Origin of the sequence: Nonomuraea sp. NPDC050643, from assembly GCF_040654715.1 — a bacterium.
Lineage (GTDB): Bacteria > Actinomycetota > Actinomycetes > Streptosporangiales > Streptosporangiaceae > Nonomuraea.
This window is the reverse complement of sequence record NZ_JBFAIM010000079.1, coordinates 44,951-63,747: the sequence shown is the minus strand read 5'-3', so window position 1 is coordinate 63,747 and position 18,797 is coordinate 44,951. Positions and strand designations below refer to the sequence as shown.

Here is an 18,797-nt window from a genome sequence, read left to right as displayed (position 1 = left end):
CCGCCCGAGCCGTCGATGATGGCCTGCGCGTCCTGCACGCTCATGTGCACGTCGATGCCGACGTGGACCCGGTAGATGTCGTCTCCCAGCGCGGCGGCGGCGGGCTCGACGGCGGCGCGCAGTTCGGCCAGCTCGCGCAGTTGCGTCTCACGGCGGGGTGAGGCGAGCCGCCAGCGGATCACCTGGGGATCGTAGAGGTTCCACGTGCTCATGGGCCGGACGGTGACGCCGACGCGAGGGCGGCTGGTGACCACGCGTTTGGACTCCAGCACGCGTACGGCCTCGCGGGCGACCGTGCGGGAGACGCCGTACCGCTCCTGGAGGTCCTCCAGCCGCAGCACGTCGCCGGCCCGGAGCTCCTCGGCCGCGATGGACCGGCCGATCCTGTCGACCATCTGTGCGTGCAGGCCCCGCAGCTCCACGCCGCCCTCCTTCACGGGAGGGTCAGCGGGCCCCGGCGAGGCGGGCCAGCAGCGCGGTGACGCGCTCGCCCGCCGCCCGCGCGCCGCCCGAGGTCAGCGCCGAGCCCATGCCGCAGGCCACGGCGCCGGCCGCGATCCAGTCCGGCGCGTCGCCGATCGTCACGCCGCCGGTGGGGATCGCGGGAAGCTGCGGCAGCGCGGCCCGTACGTCGCGCAGCCACGACGGGGAGACGCCCGACGCCGGGAAGATCTTGACCGCGTCGGCGCCCTCTTCCAGGGCCCGGACGATCTCGGTCGGGGTCGAGGCGCCGGGGAAGACGGGCACGCCGTGGCGATGGCCGGCGCGGATCACCTCGGGGTGCAGGTTCGGCGAGACCAGGAAGCGCGCGCCGGCCTCCACGGCGGCGCGGGCCGAGGCGGCGTCGAGCACGGTGCCCGCCCCGACCAGCGCCTCGGGCCGCAGCTCCGTCAGCCGGGCGACGGCGGTGAGGGCGCGCGGCGTGGTGAGGGCCACCTCCACGGCGCGCAGACCGGCGTCCAGTACGGCCTCGGCCGCGGCCACCGCCTCCTCGGGCCCCGCGGTCCTGACGATCCCGAAAACGCGCTGCCCGGTGACGGCCTGGACGATCTCCCAGCGGTACATAACCCGAATAGTACTATCAAATGATCTTTTTAGTGACGTTAGCCCCCAAACCAGCTCTCTTGACCACAAGCCGACCATGAGGAACGCTGAAGCGAGAGTCGTTGCCCGGGGGCATTGCGCGTGAGGCGTCCATTCTTCACCCTGCTGGCCGCCAACGCCCTTTCCGTCACCGGGAACGTGCTGTCCCTGCTCGCCGTCCCCTGGTTCGTCCTGGAGACCACGGGCAGCGCCGCCCTGACGGGACTGGCCGCCTTCGCCACCACCTTCCCCACCGTGATCTCGGCGGCGTTCGGCGGCACGCTGGTGGACTGGCTCGGCTTCCGCCTTTCCAGCGTGCTGTCCGACCTGCTCAGCGGTCTCATCGTGCTGGCCATCCCCGCGTTGTTCCTGAGCACCGGCCTGTCCTACCCGCTGCTGCTGGTGCTGCTCTTCGTCCGCTGGCTGGCCGCCACCCCGGGCGAGACCGCCCGCAAGGCCATGCTGCCCGATCTGGCCGCGCTCGCCGGGGTCCGCATCGAACGGGCGACGGCGGCGTACGACGGCGTCTACCGGGGCGCGGCCATGGTGGGCGCGCCGCTGGCCGGAGTGCTGATCCTGTGGGTGGGCCCCGGGACGCTGCTGTTCGCGGACGGGATCACGTTCCTGCTGTCCGCCCTGCTGATCCGCGCCGGGGTGCCGCACGTGGACGGGGGCGCGCGCGAGTCCGGCGGTTACCTGCGCGACCTGCGCGACGGGCTGACGTTCCTGTGGCGCGACCGGCTGCAACTGAGCGCCACCGAGATGGTCGTGGTCGTCAACATGCTGGACACGGGCGTGACGCAGGTGCTGCTGGCGCTGTACGCCCGCGACGTGGCCGGCGATCCCCGCGCGTTCGGCCTGCTCAGCGGCGCGCTGGGCGCGGGGGCGGTGGCCGGGACCATCGTGTACGGGGCGACCGGCGGCCGATTACCCATCCGGCTCACCTACGGCCTGTGCTTCCTGCTCGCCGGTGTCCCGCGCGTGCTGGCGCTGGCGATGGGCGCGCCGTTCTCCGTCGCGCTCGCCGTCACCGCGCTGTCGGGGTTCGCGGCGGGCGCCATCAACCCCATCCTCGGGGTCCTGCAGTTCGACCGGATCCCCATCCCCCTGCGGGCCCGGGTGCTCAGCACGATCACGGCCGCCGCGTACGCCGGCATGCCCGTCGGCGGGCTGCTGGCCGGCTCGCTCACCGAGCTCACCAGCCTGACCACCACGCTGTTCGCGTTCGCCGGCATCTATCTGCTGGCGTCGGTGCCGCCGTTCGTCTGCCGGGCCTGGCGGGAGCTGGACGAGCGCCGTCCGGCCCGGCAGTGAGCGCCTCTCACGCGTCCGGCCCTGGACTGAGCGCCCCTCACGCGTCCGACCTGGCCAGCAGGAGCGACTCGGTGATCGGGGACTCGTGCGTGCCGGGCACCGAGCAGGCGTGCGCGCCGGCGATCGCGCCCAGCCGGACGCATTCCGCGAGCGGCCTGCCGCGCAGGGTGCCGTACAGGAAGCCGGAGACGAACGCGTCGCCCGCGCCGTTGCTGTCGGCCACGGGGCCGGGCAGCGGCGCGGCCGGGAAGGCGCGCACGCCGCAGTCGCGGGTCATGACCAGGCAGCCGTCGGCGCCGCGCGTGCACACGACCGTGTGGGCGCGGCCCCGGTCGAGGATGTCGCGCATCGTCGCCGCCGGTTCGCCCAGGGCGGCGGCCGACAGGAACACCAGGTCGGCGCCGTAGGCGAAGTCCTTCTGGTAGTCGGCGGCGCCGTCCCAGTCGTGCAGGTCGGTGGACAGGGGCACGCCGTCGAAGTCCGGCAGGGCGTGGCGGCAGAAGTCCATGATCGACAGGTGCGCGTGGCGGGGGCGCACGTCGGCGTACAGGTCGCCGGGCAGGCGCTCGCCGGGCGTGACCTTCGCGTCATAGAACGAGGTGCGCCGCCCGTCGGGCCCCACCAGCAGGACGCTGCGCCTGGTGCCCGCCTCGGCCGGCCCCCAGCGGCAGTCCACCTCGCGCAGCGCGTGGCGGATCAGCGCGCCCTGCGGGTCGTCGCCGATCAGGTCGGCGAAGGCGACGCCGAGCCCGAGCGCGTGGCAGCCGAGCGCCACACCTGCGCCGGTGTTGCCGATCCGGTCGGTGACCGGGGGGACCTGGTAGGTGTCCCGGTAGGGCAGCGGCAGCTCGGGCACGTAGACCGTGGTGTCGACCCCGGCGCCGCCGAGGACGAGGACATCGTGCGTCACCGGTTGACCAGCGGGCCGGAGCCGGTGGAGCCGCGGACGACGAGCTCGGGCTGGAAGATCAGCTCGACGTGCTTGGCGGGGGCGCCGTTGACCTCTTCGAGCAGCGTCTGCACGGCCGCCGACGCCATCGCGCCGATCGGCTTGCGCACGGTGGTCAGCGGCGGATCGGTGAACGCGATCAGCGGCGAGTCGTCGAATCCGACCACCGACACCTCGCCCGGCACCGACAGCCCCTTCTCCCGGCAGGCGCGGATCGCGCCGAGCGCCATGAGGTCGCTGGCGCAGACGATGCCCGTGCAGCCGCGGGTGAGGAGCTGGGCGGCGGCGGCCTGGCCGCCCTCGACGGAGAACAGCGAGTGCGCGATCAGCTCGTCGACGTCGGTCGCGCCGAGCAGTTGCGCCATGGCCTGCCGGTATCCCTCGATCTTCCTGATCACCGGCACGAACCTGCGCGGCCCCAGCGCGATCCCGATCCGCTCGTGGCCGAGATCGACCAGGTGCTGCACGGCCAGCCGCGCGGCCATGCGGTCGTCGGGCGAGATGAACGGCGCGTCGATGTGCTCGCTGTAGCCGTCGACCAGCACGATCGGCAGCCCGCGGTCGGTCAGCCGGGTGTAGCGGTCCATCCGCGCGGTCGTGTCGGCGTGCAGGCCGGAGACGAACACGATGCCGCTCACGCCCCGATCGACCAGCAGCTCGGTGAACTCGTCCTCGGGCGCGCCGCCGGGGAGCTGGGTGCACAGCACGGGCGTGTAGCCGTGCTGGGTCAGGGCCTTCTCGATGGCCTGCGCGAACGCCGGGAAGATCGGGTTGTCGAGCTCGGGCGTCACCAGGCCGATCAGCCCGTTGCTGCGCTGCCGCAGCCGGGGCGGGCGCTCGTAGCCCATGAGGTCGAGCGCGGTCATGACCGCTTGGCGGGTGGCGGCGGAGACGCCTGGTTTGCCGTTGAGAACCCGGCTGACCGTGGCCTCACTCACCCCGGCCTGGGCGGCGATGTCGGCTAGGCGAGCGTGACCATTCATGGCACACACTTTACTTTCCACCAGGCCGCCGAATCCGCTGCTCCAGGCACAGCGGAGGCGAGCAGGAGCTCGCCGTCGATCTCGAAGTCGACGGGCGCCTCGGTGAGGTTGACGGTGCAGACGACCTCGCCCCTGGAGAAGACGAGCGTGCCCTCCGGCGAGTCGTGCCAGGTCAGGTCGGCGCCGCTCAGGTCCCGCCGCAGGCGCAGCGCCGTACGGTAGAGCTCCAGCGTCGAGCCGGGCACGCCCTGCTGGGCCTCCACGCTCAGCTCGGCCCACTCCGCCGGGATCGGCAGCCACGGATCCCGCCAGCCGGACTCGCGTGTCCAGGGCAGCGGCACCCGGCAGCCGTCGCGCCCGCTGTCGGGGTCGCGCAGCCGCTGCGGGTCCTGGCACAGCTCTTCCGGCAGGTCGAGCACCTCGGGCAGGCCGAGCTCCTCGCCCTGGTAGACGTACGCCGAGCCGGGCAGGGCGAGCGTCAGCAGCGCGGCGGCGCGGGCCCTGGCCAGGCCGCCGTAGCGGGTGACGTGCCGCTTGACGTCGTGGTTCGACAGGACCCAGGTGGTCGGCGCGCCGACGGAGGCGGCCGTGGCCAGCGAGGAGTCGATCACCGCGCGCAGTTCGGCGGCGTCCCACGGCGTGAACAGGTAGTGGAAGTTGAAGGCCTGGTGGAGCTCGTCGGGGCGGACGTACATGGCCAGGCGCTCGGCCGTCGGCGCCCACGCCTCGGCCACGCCGATGCGCTCGCCGGGGTAGGAGTCGAGCACGCGCCGCCAGGCCCGGTGAATCTCGTGGACGCCGTCGTTGTCGAAGAACGGCACCGGCTCCCTGCCGACCATCGTGGCCTGGTTCCCGTGACCGATGTCGGGCAGGCCGCGCGGCTTGACCATGCCGTGCGCCACATCCACCCGGAAGCCGTCCACGCCCAGGTCGAGCCAGAAGCGCAGGATCGACTCGAACTCGCCGCGCACCTCGTCGTTGTCCCAGTTGAGGTCGGGCTGGCCGGAGTCGAACAGGTGCAGGTACCACTGCCCGTCCTCGACCTGCGTCCATGCCGGGCCGCCGAAGATCGACTCCCAGTCGTTCGGCCGGTCCCGGAAGATGTAGCGATCACGCTCCTCGCCCCGCAGCGCCCGCTGGAACCAGGGGTGGGCGGAGGAGGTGTGGTTCGGCACGATGTCGACGATCACGCGCAGGCCGTGGCCGTGCGCCTCGTCGATGAGGGCCTTGGCGTCCGCAAGTGATCCGAACAGCGGGTCAACATCCCTGTAGTCGGCCACGTCGTACCCGAAGTCGGCCATGGGCGAGGTGTAGAACGGCGTCAGCCAGATGGCGTCCACGCCCAGCCCGGCCACGTACGGCAGGCGATCGCGAACGCCGATCAGGTCGCCGACCCCGTCACCGTTGCCGTCAGCGAAACTGCGCACGTAGACCTGGTAAATCGCAGCGTCCCGCCACCACTCAGTCATGGTTACCCCCGACTTGCCCATGAATGTCCCGGACCATGAAAGCCCTTGCCGCAAGTTTACGCAAGCCCTTCCACGCCCCGACAATACGGAAATTTCGGCGTACGGATGCCCAAAACCCCCGACCGAAACTCGTGCGACCTAGATTCTTTATGTCAAAGGTGGACACATGCCGTTAAGGCGCGATGTACTACCCCTTCAATCAGCCTCGTCACAGGTGACACGCGCGCAAGGTGTAGGCCCATGAGCTCGGTCGTTCTCGACAAAGTGACCAAGGTGTATCCGGGCGACTACCTGGCAGTCGACCGGCTGAGCCTGCGGGCTGAAGACGGCGAGTTCCTCGTCCTTCTCGGTCCCTCAGGATGCGGGAAATCCACGCTGCTCCGCATGATCGCAGGTCTGGAGGAGATCACCGAAGGGGACCTCTGGCTCGACGGCCAGATGGCCAACCACCTGGCCCCACGTGACCGTGACGTGGCCATGGTCTTCCAGAACGGCGCGCTCTACCCCCACAGGACCGTACGCGGGAACATCGCCTTCCCCCTCGAGATCGCCAAGTCGGACCCCGCGCTGGTGCGCGAGCGGGTGACCGAGCTGTCCAAGGCCCTGCACATCGACGAGACGCTCGACCGCCGCCCGGGCACGCTCTCCGGCGGCCAGCGCCAGCGCGTGGCGATGGGCCGGGCGATCGTCCGGCAGCCGAAGCTGTTCCTCATGGACGAGCCGCTGTCGAACCTGGACGCCGGCATGCGCACCGAACTGCGCATGGAGATCTCGGCGCTGGTCAGGTCGCTCGGGGTCACCACCATTTACGTGACACACGACCAAGTGGAGGCGCTGACGCTGGCGGACCGGATCGCGATCCTGAATCGCGGAGTCCTGCAGGACGTCGGCACTCCGGCCCAGATTTACAACGATCCAGCGACCGCGTTCGTGGCCGCGTTCCTCAATTCTCAGCAGTTGAACCTGCTGGCGGCCACCGTCAGGACGCCGCAGAACCAGTACGTGATGCTCGACTTCGGCCCGCACCGGGTCATGCTGCCGTGGAGCGATCCCAGGGCTTACGCCATTTCCCAGCACACGGGCGGACAGGTCCTCGTGGGACTGCGGCCGGACGGGCTGGCTCCGGTGCCGGAGACGTACGAGGGGCCGTCGTTCTTCGGGCGGGTGCGGGCGCTGGAGTACCACGGGCATGAGTGGCTGGCGTACCTGGAGTGCGGGATACCGCCCGTGCCCGTACCCGAGCCGCCGGACCCGCGCGGGCGTGTCAACGGCGACAAGAAGGGCACGGGCAAGGTGTCGGGGCTGGTGCGGCGGCTGTTCTCGCAGCGCAAGGAGGAGCACCAGGAGCAGGAGCGGGTGGGGCAGCACCCGAACAGTGGCGTCCACCGCCGCTCGGACCTCATCATCCGGCTGGGCAACCGGCCGGTCTGGCGCGCGGGCGACGCCTGCAAGGTGGCCGTGGACCTGTCCCGCATCATGATCTTCACCCTGGACGGCGCCCGCATCGACCCCCCGCGCCGCTAGCCACCTTCCAGACCCTCCGGCCGGGCGCCATCACGGGCACCCGGCCTTTCTCATGCCCTTGACCAACCGGACCGCAGTCCGTATCTTCTAAACGGACCACAGTCCGGAAGCCGAAGGGTTCGAGCACATGAGCAGACTGCTGCACATCTCCGCCTCACCGCGCGGAGCCGAGTCGATCTCGCTGGGGATCGCCACCACGTTCACCGAGGAGTACGAGGCCACGCACCCGGCCTCCCCGATCGACCGGTTCGACCTGTGGGACGGGACGCTGCCGGAGTTCGGCCCCGCCGCCGCTGCCGCCAAGATGACCGTGTTCGGGGGCGGCACACCGGAGGGCGAGCAGGCCGAGGCGTGGGCGGCGGCCGTGCGGACGTTCGAGCGCTTCGACGCCTATGACCGGTACCTGTTCAGCGTGCCGATGTGGAACGCGGGGGTGCCGTACAAGCTCAAGCAGTTCATCGACGTGGTCAGCCAGCCGGCCATGGTCTTCGGCGTGCACCCGGAGACCGGCTACAGCCACCTGCTGACCGGCAAGCGCGCCGCCGTCATCTACACGAGCGCGGTCTGGGGACCGGGGGTGGGGCCGGAGTTCGGGCGCGACTTCCAGTCGACGTACTTCGACGACTGGCTGCGCTGGGCCGGCATCACGGACGTCCAGGAGGTCCGCCACCACCCGACGCTCACGGGGTCGTACGAGCATGAGCGTAAGCGGGCGGACGAGCGGGCCCGCGAGATCGCCAGAACGTTCTAGACGCGCGGGCCCGCGAGGACGGCGGGGTCGAACAAGGGCTTGGTACGAAGGAACGCTACCGCCCCTTCCACGGGCCCGTCGGCGATCCGGGGAAGCCGGTCGCGCCGGTCACGGAGCCGGGGTCCAGCGGGGGCCGTCGGGGGTGTCCTCGACGAGGACGCCGCCCCGGAGCATGGCCGAGCGCAGGGCGTCCGCCACGTCGTAGCACCCCTCCCCCCGCAGGTCCGCCCGCAGCGTGAGCAGGGGCTCGACCAGGGACGGCAGGGCCTGGGAGCGCTGGGTGGCCGTGGCGGCCAGGTCGCCGAGGCGGGCGATCAGGTGGCGCATCAGCTCCCTGGCCTGCTCCACCCCGCCCGCGTCCTCCTCCGTGTCGGCGGCCCACTTGACGATCTCGGCCTCCAGGTCGAGCACCGCCTGCGCCGCCGCCACCAGGTCGGGCCTGGCCACCGCCGATGTGAAGAGCTCCTCGCACGCCTGGACGGACTCCTCCAGGGTCACCTCGGCGGGAGCCGCCTCCGGCTCGGGCGGCGGCGGGACCGGGGTGCCCGTGACGCCTTCGGCGAGACGGCGGAGGCCGGCGAGGGTCGTACGGGTGCCCGCCGGCAGCACCGTCCGCGCGCCCGGCCGGCGCACCGTCAGGCCGCCACGCCCCGTCACGTGCACCGACTCGGCCCGCAGGTCGATGACCAGCGCCGTGTGCTCGTCGAGGCCGAGGACCGCCGTGCCGGGCGGCAGCTCTCGCTCCATCCGCGACAGCCGGCGCTCGCCCAGGTAGCAGAAGCGGGTGTCGTGGGTGCCGCCCTCGGCGTTGTCGAAGTGCGGGATCAGCACCGTCTGCAGCCCGAGCGGCTCCAGCAGGTCGATGCCCTCGCGCCAGTGCGGCTCCGCGCCCACCTTGTAGATCTCGTACACCGGCACGGTGGCCAGCCCCGCCGTGCAGGCCGCCGCCGAGGCCAGCACGGTCACTCCCTCGCGCGCCCGGATCCGGGCCCGCAGGTCGCCGGCCACGCCGGAGCCCGCCCACCGGTCCAGCGCGTAGGTGGGGCTGCCCGGACCCGAGAACACCCAGTCGGCGCCCGTGATCCCGGGCGCCACCTCGACATCCAGGCCGACGCTGTGGGCGAAATACCGGCAGGCGCGGGCCGAGATGTCGGCACGGTTCTCCTGGAAGGCATAGGGGGTGTCCAGCAGCACGGCTCGCGCTCCGGGGCGCAGGGTCCGCGCCGCGGCACGGTGGATCTCGACCATGGTCGGGCTCGTCTCGCCCGACCCCATCAGCACCAGCAAACCGGGCATCGTCTGTCGGCCTCTCTCTCGCACGCCATCGACTACAACCCGGCCCGCCGGTGTGAACAAGAGGGGGAGACATATGCGCGAGGGACGTACCTGCATATGATTGGCAGTAAGTTGTTGGCGGTGACGGGAAGACATGTGGTCTCGGTTGAGACGCTCATGCTACGGGTGGGCAATGACGATCGCTGGGCGTACCGCCATGCCATTACCCAGCCAGGACGTGGCGAAAGCCCGGACGAGGCCGCGCGCAGGCTCGGCGGCGTCGCGGCGGGCGATCAGGACACGGTCGTGCACTCCACGAGCTGGAGACATGAGCCGGACGGGACGATCGTCCTGACGTACGCGGTGTGTCCCGATCCGTCGCCCTGGCTGCCCGCGGTCGAGGTCCCCGTGCTGGAGATCGCCCGGGGGCGGGCCCCGGCGACGCCGTCACCTGAGCGGGTCGCCCTGGCCAACGTGGTCGCGCACGCCGTCAGGCATCTGGCGTTCCTCCTGGCGGAGGACCCCGTCGTGGCCCGCGTCCTGTCCCGGCACCCGGCCGTCGCCGCGCTCCTCGAGGAGCGCGCCGGCGCCCCGGTCTGAGAGCCGCCGGGCCAGACGCCGGCCCAGGTCCTGCGCGGGTTTCTCGACATAGCGGTACGACAGCGCGCTGACGGCCAGCACCACGGCGACGGCCAGCGCCGCCATCCCCACCTGGTACGGCAGATCCGCCCGCCGCAGATCCCCGGTGATCTCCACGAAGTACTTCAGCACCGGATGGTGCACCAGGTACAGCGAATAGCTGATCAGCCCGAACCACACCAGCACCCGGGGCAGCCGCCTCCCGCGCAGCGCCATCCCGCCCGCGAACGTGACCCCGGCCAGCGCGATCGTCGTCAGCCACACGTCGGCCCGCACCCACCACCAGCCGCTCTCGATGGCCCACAGGGGCGAGATCCCCACCAGGGCCGTCGCGACCGCCACCGGCCACAGGGAGCCGGTGCCGCGTTCCCACCGGTGGATCGCCGTGCCCGCGAACATCACGGCCAGCACCGCCGCCCCCAGCCACGGCACCCGGCTGCTCAGCAGCAGCAACACCAGCCCCATCAGGCCGAGCACGCACGCCGCCGCCGTACGGAACCGCCCCAGCACCACGCACCCGAGCCCGACGACGAACACCGCGCACGACACGTACGCCGGCCACCCGCCGACCAGCACCGCCCCCGGCGCGATCAGCCCGACCACCACGGCCGCCACCGCGAACAGCACGGACAGCAGCCCGCTGCGGTCGTGCCCCCGCGTCAGGAACAGCGCCGTGACCAGCAGGTAGAACACCATCTCGTACGAGAGCGTCCACATCGTGTCGGCCACCCCGCCGACGCTGACGACGTCGAGCAGCATGGTCGCGTGCGCCGCCACCGCGCTCCCGTCCCGCGGGACGGCCTCGCGCACCGGGACCCACCAGGCGAGCGCCAGCACGAGGACGATCACGGCCAGGTAGAGGGGGTACAGGCGGAAGAAGCGGCTGATCCAGAACGCGCGCACGTCGCCGTGGCGTTCCAGGGAGGTCGGGATGATGTAGCCGCTGACCAGGAAGAACACCAGGATGCCGTAGACGCCCAGATTGAACCAGTAGGGCCTGAGGGCCGGCAGGAACCAGGGCAGCAGGTGCTCGGCCACCACGGCGAGGGCGCCGATGCCGCGCAGGGCGTCGAGCCAGGCGAGCCTGGCCACGGGTGCGGGCTTGGCGGGCTGCGGGGTGGCGGCGGACACCCGGCCCAACCTACCCGTTCCCGGCCTCCTGATGCCGCCGGACCGGGCACCCCGCCCAGCCATCTCACGGCCCTCCCGCCGCCCCTGCCGGTCCCGTTCACGGCTTTGCCGGGCAGGCCAGGCCGTCGTCCCAGGTCGAGCCCGCGAGAGGCGACGCGCGCGGGCTCGCGAACGAGGGAATTGTCAGGGAGTGCGGTGGGTGGAGAGGGTGGCGTGGTGGTCGGCGCCGGCGGGTCCGTGCGGGTCGGTGTGGACGGTGGCGGCGCGCAACCGGGGCAGTTCGTGGATGAGCCGGTGTTCGGCCTCCACCGCCACCTTGTGCGCGTCGACGACCGACATGCCGTGATCGACCAGGATCTCCACCTCGGCGTGCAGCGCGTGGCCGATCCACCGCAGCCGTACGGACCCCACCCCGCGCACCCCGTCCACCGTGGCCAGGATGCGTTCGGCCTCGTCCACCAGGGCGGGGTCGACGGCGTCCATCAGCCGGTGGTAGATCTCACGCGCCGCGTCGCGCAGGACGAAGCAGATGGCCACCGTGATCAGCAGGCCGACGATCGGGTCCGCGACGGGGAAGCCGAGCGCCGCGCCCCCGGCCCCGAGGAGGACGGCCAGCGAGGTGAAGCCGTCGGTCCTGGCGTGCAGGCCGTCGGCCACCAGCGCGGCCGAGCCGATCTCCCTGCCCACCTTGATCCGGTAGCGGGCCACCCATTCGTTGCCCGCGAACCCGATCACCGCCGCCGCGGCCACCCACCCCACCGCCTGGATCTCCTGGGGGTCCAGCAGCCGCCGGACGGCCTCATATCCGGCCAGGGCCGCCGAGACGGCGATGAGCACGACGATGACGATGCCCGCGAGGTCCTCCGCCCGGCCGTAGCCGTAGGTGAAGCGGCGGGTGGCCGCGCGGCGGCCGACGGAGAACGCGATCGCCAGCGGCACGGCGGTGAGCGCGTCCGCGAGGTTGTGCAGCGTGTCGCCGAGCAGCGCGACCGAGCCCGACGCCACGACGACCACCGCCTGGACGGCGGCGGTGAGCATCAGGACGGCGAACGAGACGGCCAGCACGCGCATGCCCCTGCTGCTGGACTCCAGGGCGCTGTCGGTCTTGTCGTTGGTGTCGTGACCGTGGGGCGCGACGGCGTGCGCGACCCGGCCCAGAAACGCCTTGATCCCACTTCTGCGAGCCGGATGCCCGTGCTCATGACCGTGCCCATGACCGTGCCCGGCGGGCTGCGTAGGGGTGGATTCCCGCTGGTCGGACATGGCATCCCTCGCTCGCGCGCAGTTCGTCCCTTCCCACCAGTGTCGCAGCCCCCACCAGGACCACGGCGGCCGGTCGGCTACCAGCCGACCTTGCCCTTGCCGGAGATGAGCGAGCGGGCGATCACCATGCGCTGGACGTCGTTGGTGCCCTCCCCGATCGCCATCAGGGGCGCGTCCCGGTAGAGACGCTCGACCACGAACTCCTGCGAGTACCCGTACCCGCCGTGGATCCGCATCGACTCGAGGGAGGCCTTGAGCGCCACCTCCGAGGCGAAGTACTTGGCCATGCCCGCCTCCATGTCCACCCGCTTGCCCCCGTCGGCCTGCGACGCCGCCCAGTACGTGAGCAGCCTGGCGGCCTGGATCTCGGTGGCCAGGTCGGCGAGCTTGAGCTGGACGGCCTGGAAGTCGGCGATCGGCTGCCCGAAGGCCGTGCGCTCGCGCGAGTAGCTCAGCGCCGCGTCGTAGGCCGCCTGCGCCACGCCGACCGCGCGGGCGGCGATGTTGATGCGGCCGATCTCCAGCCCGCCGAGCACCTGCTGCATGCCCCGCCCCTCGACGCCGCCGAGCAGGCAGTCGACCGGCACGCGCACCGCGTCGAGCACCACCTCGCACGTCTCGGTGCCCTTGTAGCCGAGCTTGGGCAGGTCGCGGCTGACGCTGAAGCCGGGCGACGACGGGTCCACGAGCAGCACCGACATGCCCTTGTGGGCCGGCTCGGCGATCGAGGTCTTGACGAGCACGGGCAGCGGGTCGGCGTGGCGGGCGTTGGTGATCCAGGTCTTGGTGCCGGTCACGACGTAGTGGTCGCCGGCACGTACCGCGCGGGTCTGGATGCCCTGCAGGTCGGTGCCCGCGCCGGGCTCGGTCAGCGCGATCGCGGTGCGCCGGGCGCCGGTGGCCAGGTCTCGGAGGTGGCGGCGCTTCTGCTCTTCGGTGCCGTGCCGGGCGATCATCCAGCAGGCCAGCGAATGGGACCCGATCGTGCCCGCCACGCCCATCCAGCCCCGCGCGATCTCCTCGAAGACCAGCGCGAACGAGACCATGTCCGCCTCCATGCCGCCGTACTCCTCGGGCACGGACAGGCCGAACAGCCCCATCTGCTTCATCTTGTCGATGATCTCGGCCGGGTAGCGTCCCGAGTGCTCCCACTCGGTGGCGACCGGCAGGATCTCCTTCTCCACGAACGCGCGCAGGGTCTCGCGGAACGCCTTCTGCTCGTCGGTCAACTCGAAGTCCATGTGCCTCCATTCCTCAGAGCGGGCCGTTCTTGGCCTGGGGGAAGTAGCCCTTGTCGTGGGGGGCGTCGCGCCGGTAGACCATGACGGTCCGCGTCCAGGACATGATCTCGTCGCCGTCCTGGTTGAGCCCGCGCGTGTAGCAGGTGACGATCCCGGCGTACGGGCGCGACTTCGACTCCCGTTTCGCGGTCACCTTCGACTCGGCGTAGACGGTGTCGCCCACGAAGACCGGATGGGTGAGCCGGATGTCCTCCCAGCCCAGGTTCATGATGGCCGTCTGGCTGACGTCGATGACGGACAGCCCGAGCACGATGGCCACGGTCAGCCCGGAGTTCACGATGATCTTGCCGGTGGGGGCCTTGGCGGCGAAGTGGGCGTTGAAGTGGTTCTGGTTCGTGTTCATCGTGAGCAGCGTGAACCAGGTGTTGTCCGCCTCGCTGATCGTGCGTCCCATGGGGTGCTGGTAGACGTCCCCGACGACGAAGTCCTCGTAGTAGCGGCCGATGCCGGGCTCGTGAACGGTCACGGGCTGCTCCTGTTCACACGATCAGACCGTTCACGTTAGTGACCAGATGATTGTTCGGTCAATCACCCATGGGCGCGGGCCGCCAGTTTCGAGACCACGTCCACGATGCGGGCGGCGCGCTCCACCTCGGCGCGGTGGAACAGCGGCCCCTCCTCGCGGGCCACCACCACGTGCAGCCCGGCCGCCACCACGGGCAGCAGCATCAGCCGCAGCTTCTCGGCGTCCACGCAGATGGCCCTGGGCGGCGGCTCGGGCAGGTTGAGCTTGTCGGGGGCCGCCATCGAGGCATGCCGTACGGCGCCGTCGGCCACCGCCACCGACCACTCGGCCCCGCACAGGGCGGGCAGCGCGTCCACCAGCGTGGCGAACCCCCGGGCGGGCTCGGCGGCCACGTGCATGAGCAGGTCGTAGTCGGGCGCGGACCCCGGCACGTCCTTGGTGGACCAGACCCCCTCGATCCGCACGCCCGGCACGGCCGACAGCCGGTCGGTCGCCTCCCCCGCCGTCACGAGCCCGGGCCAGGAGACGGTGAAGTCGTCAACCGCCCGCCCGGCCTCGCGTTCGAGCACGGTGACCTGCAGAATGTCGGCGCCAAGCGCGCCCAGCGCCTTGGCCACCTGCCCCAGACCGCCCGGCCGGTCCGGCAGCGACACCCTCAAACGCAGCAGCATAACCGCCCCCTTTCCCGAGGCTCCACAGTGCCGTGGAAAGGTTTCCAGCATGTTCCACGGATATGTCGCACATGCTGCGGTTATATCCCAGGATGAAGGGTTAAGTCCGGATTGTCGACAACGGGCTGTTGCGGTTTTCCCCAGGTCATCGTGCGGTCTGTCCCAATGTCCGTACCCGTCTCCGGACCCTCCCCCTCATCGGGCCCCCTTCGACCCAGCTAGGCGAACACGTCCTGCTGGTAGCGCCCCGCGGCCTCCAGCCCGGCCAGCCAGGCGGCCCCGTCCTCACCCGTCCGGTCCCGGTGCAGATCGAGCAGCGCCTGCCGGACGGCGGGGGCCATCCGCAGGCCGTCGCCGCAGACGTACACGTGGGCGCCCTGTTCGAGCAGCTCCCACACCGCGTCGGCGCGGGCGGCCACGGCGTCCTGGACGAACCGGTACGGGTGCCCCGCCACGGCCGAGTACGCGTGGGTCACGTTCACCCCGTCGGCCGCGCCCCAGGAGGCCAGCTCGTCGGCGTACAGCAGGTCGTGCTCGGGGTGGCGGCAGCCGGTGAACACCTCGGCCCGCCCGGTCGCGCCGGCCAGCGCGCGCTCCTCGAGAAAGCCGCGCAGCGGGGCGAACCCGGTGCCGGGGCCGACGAGGATCACCGGCGTGGCCGGGTCCCGCGGCAGCCGGAACGGCGGGGCGGGCACCCGGACGTAGCCGTAGAACGCCTCGCCCTCCTTCAGGCCCGCCAGGTAGGCCGAGCACATGCCCTGGTAGGTGCCGGCGCCGGACCAGGCCGGGCCCTCGACGAGGCCGACGGTGAGCCGGACCAGGCCGGGGCCGGCCAGCGGCGAGGAGGAGACGGAGTAGTAGCGCGGCTTGATCGGCCCGGCCATCTCCAGGAACGCCGGCAACGGCAGCTCGATCGCCGGGAAGCGCTCGAGCAGGGCCAGCGGGGACACGCGCTTGGCCAGGATCTCGTCGGCGTAGTTCGCGGTCAGCTCGGCGAGCCGGCCCGTGGTCCACGGGCAGGCGGTGTGCGCGGCCAGGGCCTCCAGGTCGGACCGGGTGGTCACCTCCTGCAGCTCGGCGAACTCGGTCAGCAGCAGACCGGCCGTGACGGGCGTGTCCACAGGCAGATGGGTGGCGCCGGCGGCGCGCAGCCGTACGACCTGGTCGCGGGGGACGCGCAGGCAGCGCAGCGCCCACTCCACCAGCTCCGGGTCGTTCTTGGCGAAGACGGCCACGTGGTCGCCGGCCGAGTACGTCACGCCCTCGGGCAGCCGGGCCACGATGGAGCGCGCGCCGGGGCGGGGCGCCTCGATCGAGAAGTCCCAGAGGCCCTCGGGGTCGCCGGTCAGCTCCTCGTTGGACACGACGGTCAGCGGGAAGGCCCGCTCGGAGACGACTGAGGGCCGCACCTCGGCCTCGGTGAGCACCTCCATCTCGTAACGCGGCCCGGCGCTCGCCGCGGACGCGCTGTACTCCTCGGCCAGCGCCGCCCACAGCCGGGACGTCCACAGGGTCACGTCGCCGTCGAAGTCGCCGTCCGTGTCGGCCTCGCCCCGCTCGATGAGCGGCACGGCCCCGGCGGCGGTCAGCTTCTCGAACGCCCGCCGCGGAAAGTCCTGGTACGTCGGCCACTGCGTGTTCCCGCAGCCCAGCACGGCCAGCCGCACCCCGGACAGGTCGGGCAGGCCCTCCAGGGCGTCGAAGCGCTGGGCGTTGTCGGGGGCCTTGCCGTTGTAGGAGGAGGCGACCACGACGAGCAGGCCCGCGGCGGGCGGGGTCAGCTCGTCGAGCGTGGTCAGCGTGGTGGCGAAGCCGGACCGGCCGGCCCGCTCGGCCAGGCGCTCGGCGATGTCGGCGCTGGTGCCGAGGTTGGAGCCGTACGCGACGGTGAGCGGGACGCCGGTGACGGCGATGTCGTGCTGCTCACTCTCCTGCTCCGGCTGCTCGGTCACCACGGCCCGCTCGTGGGCGCGCCGCTCGCGGACCCTGAGCGTGAACCCGTCGGGCTTGAGCGTCAGCATCTGCTTGATCTTCATCCGGTACACGTTCGGGTCCGACAGCGCGAAGCGCCGCAGGATCATCGCCAGCGCCAGCCGGGCCTCGGTGAGCGCGAACTGGCGACCGATGCAGGCCCGTTCGCCGTTGCCGAACGGCTTGTACGCGCCCGGGTGGTGGTCCTTCTTGTTCTCCGGCAGCCAGCGGTCGATGTCGAACTCCTCCGGCCGCTCCCACGCCTTGGGGCTGCGGTGCAGGGTCGGCAGCAGCACCAGGACGGCCTGGCCTTGGGGGATGGGGAAACGTCCGCCGAGCAGGGTGTCCTCGATGGCGTTCACGGCGAAGGCGGGGATCGGGGACCAGACCCGCAGCGTCTCCTCCAGGATGCGCGGGATGACGTCCAGCTTCATGATCTGCTCGTACGTCGGCGGCTCGTCGCCCGGCAGCAGCCGGTCCACCTCGTCGTACGCGCGGGCCAGGGTGTGCGGCTCGCGCAGCAGGTTGTACAGCGCGAAGGAGAGCAGGCCGCTGGTGGTCTCGTGGCCGGCGATGAGGAAGGTGAGCACCTGGTTGCGGATGTTCTCGTCCGACAGGCGGCCGCCGGTCTGCGGGTCGGACGCCTCCAGCATCAGCCCCAGCAGGTCCTTGGTGCCGCCACCGCCCTCGGCCCGGCGCTGCCTGATCACGTCGTCGACGAGCGCCTGCATGGTGGCGATGTCGCGCCGGTAGCCCGCCTCCTGCTTGCGCCGCAGCTTGGTGACGAACGGCAACTGCTGGTTGCGCAGCATGGCCTCGGTCAGCGCGCCGCCCATGGCCTGCAGGAACGGGTGCAGCTCGGGCGCGTCGAAGGAGTTGAACCGGTAGCCGAAGCCGGTGAGCGAGATCGTGTCCAGCGTCAGCCGCGTCATGTCGTCGGCGACGGGCAGGTCCTCCCCCTGGCGACCCGCCCACGACTCGACGAGCTGCTCGCCGACCTCCAGGAACTGCGGATAGTAGGCCTTCATCGAGCGCTGGCTGAAGGCCGGCATCAGGATGCGGTGCGCCTGGCCCCAGACCGGCTCGTGCAGCTCGGCCGTGAACAGGCCGTCGCCGGCGAAGTCACGCACGATGGACAGCGGCGGGTTGATGCGCTTGATGAACCTGCTCTCGTCGCACACCTCCGCGACCAGGTCCGGGTCGTACGCCACCACGATGCTGCGCCCGGCGATCTCGAGCTGGAAGAGGCCCTCCTCGTAGCGGGTGGCCACCTCCGCGAAGTGCTCGATCGGCGCATGCGCGGGGATCTGCAGGGTGTTGCCCAGGATCGGCAGGCCCTGCGGGGCGGGGATCCGTGCCATGAGTGCTCCTTACGTAGCCATACACCGTATGGCGGACGCTACCATACGGCGTATGGCAGTGAGCGCGCGCAGGGGTGCACCCTTGAGCCTCGAAGAGATCAGCTCCACGGCGACGCGTCTGATGGACGAAGGCGGCGTGGAGGGCCTGTCCATGCGCAAGCTGGCGGCCGAGCTGGACGTCAACCCGATGTCGCTCTATCACCACGTGAAGAGCAAGGAGGCGCTGATCGAGCTGATCTGCGCCACGACGGCCGCGCGCATGCACCTGCCGCCCGACGACGGCTCGCCCTGGCAGGAGCAGGTCAGGGCCATGGCACTGTCCTACCGGGACCACGCGCGAGCGCATCCGGCCATGTGGACCTACGTCCACAACCATCCGGAGGCCATCGCGGACCGCAAGCTGGCGCTCTGGCAGGCCCTCTATCGCATCCTGCGCCTGGCCGGGGTGCCCGAGCCGGAGCTGCGGCGGACGAGCGACGTGCTGCACGCGTTCGTGACGGGCTTCGTCATCGCCGAGACACAGGGGCATCTGCCCGACGGCCAGGAGGAGATCGACCGCACCTTCGACACGGCGATCGAGCTGATCGTCCACGGCCTGGCGGGACTGTCGTCCGGCTGACCGCCGGGCCCGGGATGAGCGATCCTC

General features: G+C 71.5%; 16 protein-coding genes. 4 read left to right on the top strand and 12 right to left on the bottom strand.

The features are described 5' to 3' along the window. Both AB0I15_RS56645 and AB0I15_RS56640 read right to left on the bottom strand, forming a co-directional pair. Positions 1-422, bottom strand: a 422-nt coding sequence (locus AB0I15_RS56645; protein WP_358116666.1) for a GntR family transcriptional regulator, incomplete at its 3' end; no start/stop codon positions are given. A 22-nt stretch (positions 423-444) separates the two neighbouring features. Next, positions 445-1,065: a bifunctional 4-hydroxy-2-oxoglutarate aldolase/2-dehydro-3-deoxy-phosphogluconate aldolase gene (locus AB0I15_RS56640; RefSeq protein ID WP_358116663.1), complete on the bottom strand. Its 621-nt coding sequence runs from the start codon at positions 1,063-1,065 to the stop codon at positions 445-447. Between the two features lie 120 nt (positions 1,066-1,185). Here AB0I15_RS56640 and AB0I15_RS56635 point away from each other — a divergent pair, with 120 nt between their 5' ends. Beyond that, complete coding sequence (locus tag AB0I15_RS56635) at positions 1,186-2,397, top strand: MFS transporter (RefSeq protein WP_358116660.1); 1,212 nt, start codon at positions 1,186-1,188, stop codon at positions 2,395-2,397. A 37-nt stretch (positions 2,398-2,434) separates the two neighbouring features. Here AB0I15_RS56635 and AB0I15_RS56630 read toward each other — a convergent pair whose 3' ends face one another. From AB0I15_RS56630 to AB0I15_RS56620, 3 genes are read right to left on the bottom strand one after another with little or no spacing between them, the layout of a single operon-like run. Next, a complete protein-coding gene (locus AB0I15_RS56630; RefSeq protein WP_358116658.1) occupies positions 2,435-3,307 on the bottom strand; it encodes a PfkB family carbohydrate kinase in 873 nt (290 codons plus the stop codon). Beyond that, positions 3,304-4,329, bottom strand: coding sequence for a LacI family DNA-binding transcriptional regulator (locus AB0I15_RS56625; RefSeq protein ID WP_358116655.1), 1,026 nt, complete (start codon positions 4,327-4,329; stop codon positions 3,304-3,306). The genes AB0I15_RS56630 and AB0I15_RS56625 overlap by 4 nt, the downstream gene beginning before the upstream one ends. Continuing rightward, on the bottom strand, positions 4,326-5,819 hold the full coding sequence (locus tag AB0I15_RS56620) for a glycoside hydrolase family 13 protein (protein ID WP_358116653.1): 1,494 nt from the start codon (positions 5,817-5,819) through the stop codon (positions 4,326-4,328). The genes AB0I15_RS56625 and AB0I15_RS56620 overlap by 4 nt, the downstream gene beginning before the upstream one ends. 219 nt (positions 5,820-6,038) lie before the next feature. On the opposite strand from AB0I15_RS56620, the gene AB0I15_RS56615 reads away from it, so the two are divergent. Both AB0I15_RS56615 and AB0I15_RS56610 read left to right on the top strand, forming a co-directional pair. Further along, the gene (locus AB0I15_RS56615; RefSeq protein WP_358116650.1) at positions 6,039-7,322 is read left to right on the top strand and encodes an ATP-binding cassette domain-containing protein; all 1,284 of its coding nucleotides are present in this window, start codon (positions 6,039-6,041) and stop codon (positions 7,320-7,322) included. Positions 7,323-7,449: 127 nt separating this feature from the next. Beyond that, a complete protein-coding gene (locus tag AB0I15_RS56610; RefSeq protein ID WP_358116648.1) occupies positions 7,450-8,073 on the top strand; it encodes an NAD(P)H-dependent oxidoreductase in 624 nt (207 codons plus the stop codon). A 108-nt stretch (positions 8,074-8,181) separates the two neighbouring features. Here the strand turns inward: AB0I15_RS56610 and AB0I15_RS56605 are convergent, their stop codons facing one another. The 7 genes from AB0I15_RS56605 to AB0I15_RS56575 all read right to left on the bottom strand — a co-directional run bounded on the left by AB0I15_RS56605 (position 8,182) and on the right by AB0I15_RS56575 (position 18,151). Beyond that, the gene (locus AB0I15_RS56605; protein ID WP_358116645.1) at positions 8,182-9,369 is read right to left on the bottom strand and encodes a hypothetical protein; all 1,188 of its coding nucleotides are present in this window, start codon (positions 9,367-9,369) and stop codon (positions 8,182-8,184) included. Positions 9,370-9,795: 426 nt separating this feature from the next. Next, positions 9,796-11,118 carry an acyltransferase gene (locus AB0I15_RS56600; protein ID WP_358116643.1) on the bottom strand — a complete coding sequence of 441 codons (1,323 nt, stop codon included), beginning with the start codon at positions 11,116-11,118 and terminating at the stop codon, positions 9,796-9,798. Positions 11,119-11,301: 183 nt separating this feature from the next. Continuing rightward, a complete protein-coding gene (locus AB0I15_RS56595) occupies positions 11,302-12,381 on the bottom strand; it encodes a cation diffusion facilitator family transporter (protein ID WP_358116640.1) in 1,080 nt (359 codons plus the stop codon). A gap of 77 nt (positions 12,382-12,458) precedes the next feature. After that, entirely contained in the window at positions 12,459-13,622 is a 1,164-nt protein-coding gene (locus AB0I15_RS56590) for an acyl-CoA dehydrogenase family protein (RefSeq protein ID WP_358116637.1), read from the bottom strand. Between the two features lie 13 nt (positions 13,623-13,635). Next, positions 13,636-14,148: a MaoC family dehydratase gene (locus AB0I15_RS56585; protein WP_358116635.1), complete on the bottom strand. Its 513-nt coding sequence runs from the start codon at positions 14,146-14,148 to the stop codon at positions 13,636-13,638. A 62-nt stretch (positions 14,149-14,210) separates the two neighbouring features. Next, positions 14,211-14,819, bottom strand: coding sequence for an ACT domain-containing protein (locus AB0I15_RS56580; RefSeq protein WP_358116634.1), 609 nt, complete (start codon positions 14,817-14,819; stop codon positions 14,211-14,213). Between the two features lie 218 nt (positions 14,820-15,037). Beyond that, positions 15,038-18,151 carry a cytochrome P450 gene (locus tag AB0I15_RS56575; protein WP_358116631.1) on the bottom strand — a complete coding sequence of 1,038 codons (3,114 nt, stop codon included), beginning with the start codon at positions 18,149-18,151 and terminating at the stop codon, positions 15,038-15,040. An 82-nt stretch (positions 18,152-18,233) separates the two neighbouring features. Here AB0I15_RS56575 and AB0I15_RS56570 point away from each other — a divergent pair, with 82 nt between their 5' ends. Further along, positions 18,234-18,770 (top strand): WHG domain-containing protein, encoded by a 537-nt coding sequence (locus tag AB0I15_RS56570; RefSeq protein WP_358116629.1) that lies wholly within the window; start codon positions 18,234-18,236, stop codon positions 18,768-18,770. Positions 18,771-18,797 lie beyond the last annotated feature (27 nt).

Bases quoted from the DNA above. Each gene is read 5' to 3' on its own strand.
- AB0I15_RS56595 (WP_358116640.1), bottom strand. From the start codon at position 12,381: ATGTCCGACCAGCGGGAATCCACCCCTACGCAGCCCGCCGGGCACGGT.
- AB0I15_RS56605 (WP_358116645.1), bottom strand. From the start codon at position 9,369: ATGCCCGGTTTGCTGGTGCTGATGGGGTCGGGCGAGACGAGCCCGACC.
- AB0I15_RS56575 (WP_358116631.1), bottom strand. From the start codon at position 18,151: ATGGCACGGATCCCCGCCCCGCAGGGCCTGCCGATCCTGGGCAACACC.
- AB0I15_RS56620 (WP_358116653.1), bottom strand. From the start codon at position 5,819: ATGGGCAAGTCGGGGGTAACCATGACTGAGTGGTGGCGGGACGCTGCG.
- AB0I15_RS56580 (WP_358116634.1), bottom strand. From the start codon at position 14,819: ATGCTGCTGCGTTTGAGGGTGTCGCTGCCGGACCGGCCGGGCGGTCTG.
- AB0I15_RS56640 (WP_358116663.1), bottom strand. From the start codon at position 1,065: ATGTACCGCTGGGAGATCGTCCAGGCCGTCACCGGGCAGCGCGTTTTC.
- AB0I15_RS56625 (WP_358116655.1), bottom strand. From the start codon at position 4,329: ATGAATGGTCACGCTCGCCTAGCCGACATCGCCGCCCAGGCCGGGGTG.
- AB0I15_RS56615 (WP_358116650.1), top strand. From the start codon at position 6,039: ATGAGCTCGGTCGTTCTCGACAAAGTGACCAAGGTGTATCCGGGCGAC.
- AB0I15_RS56610 (WP_358116648.1), top strand. From the start codon at position 7,450: ATGAGCAGACTGCTGCACATCTCCGCCTCACCGCGCGGAGCCGAGTCG.
- AB0I15_RS56590 (WP_358116637.1), bottom strand. From the start codon at position 13,622: ATGGACTTCGAGTTGACCGACGAGCAGAAGGCGTTCCGCGAGACCCTG.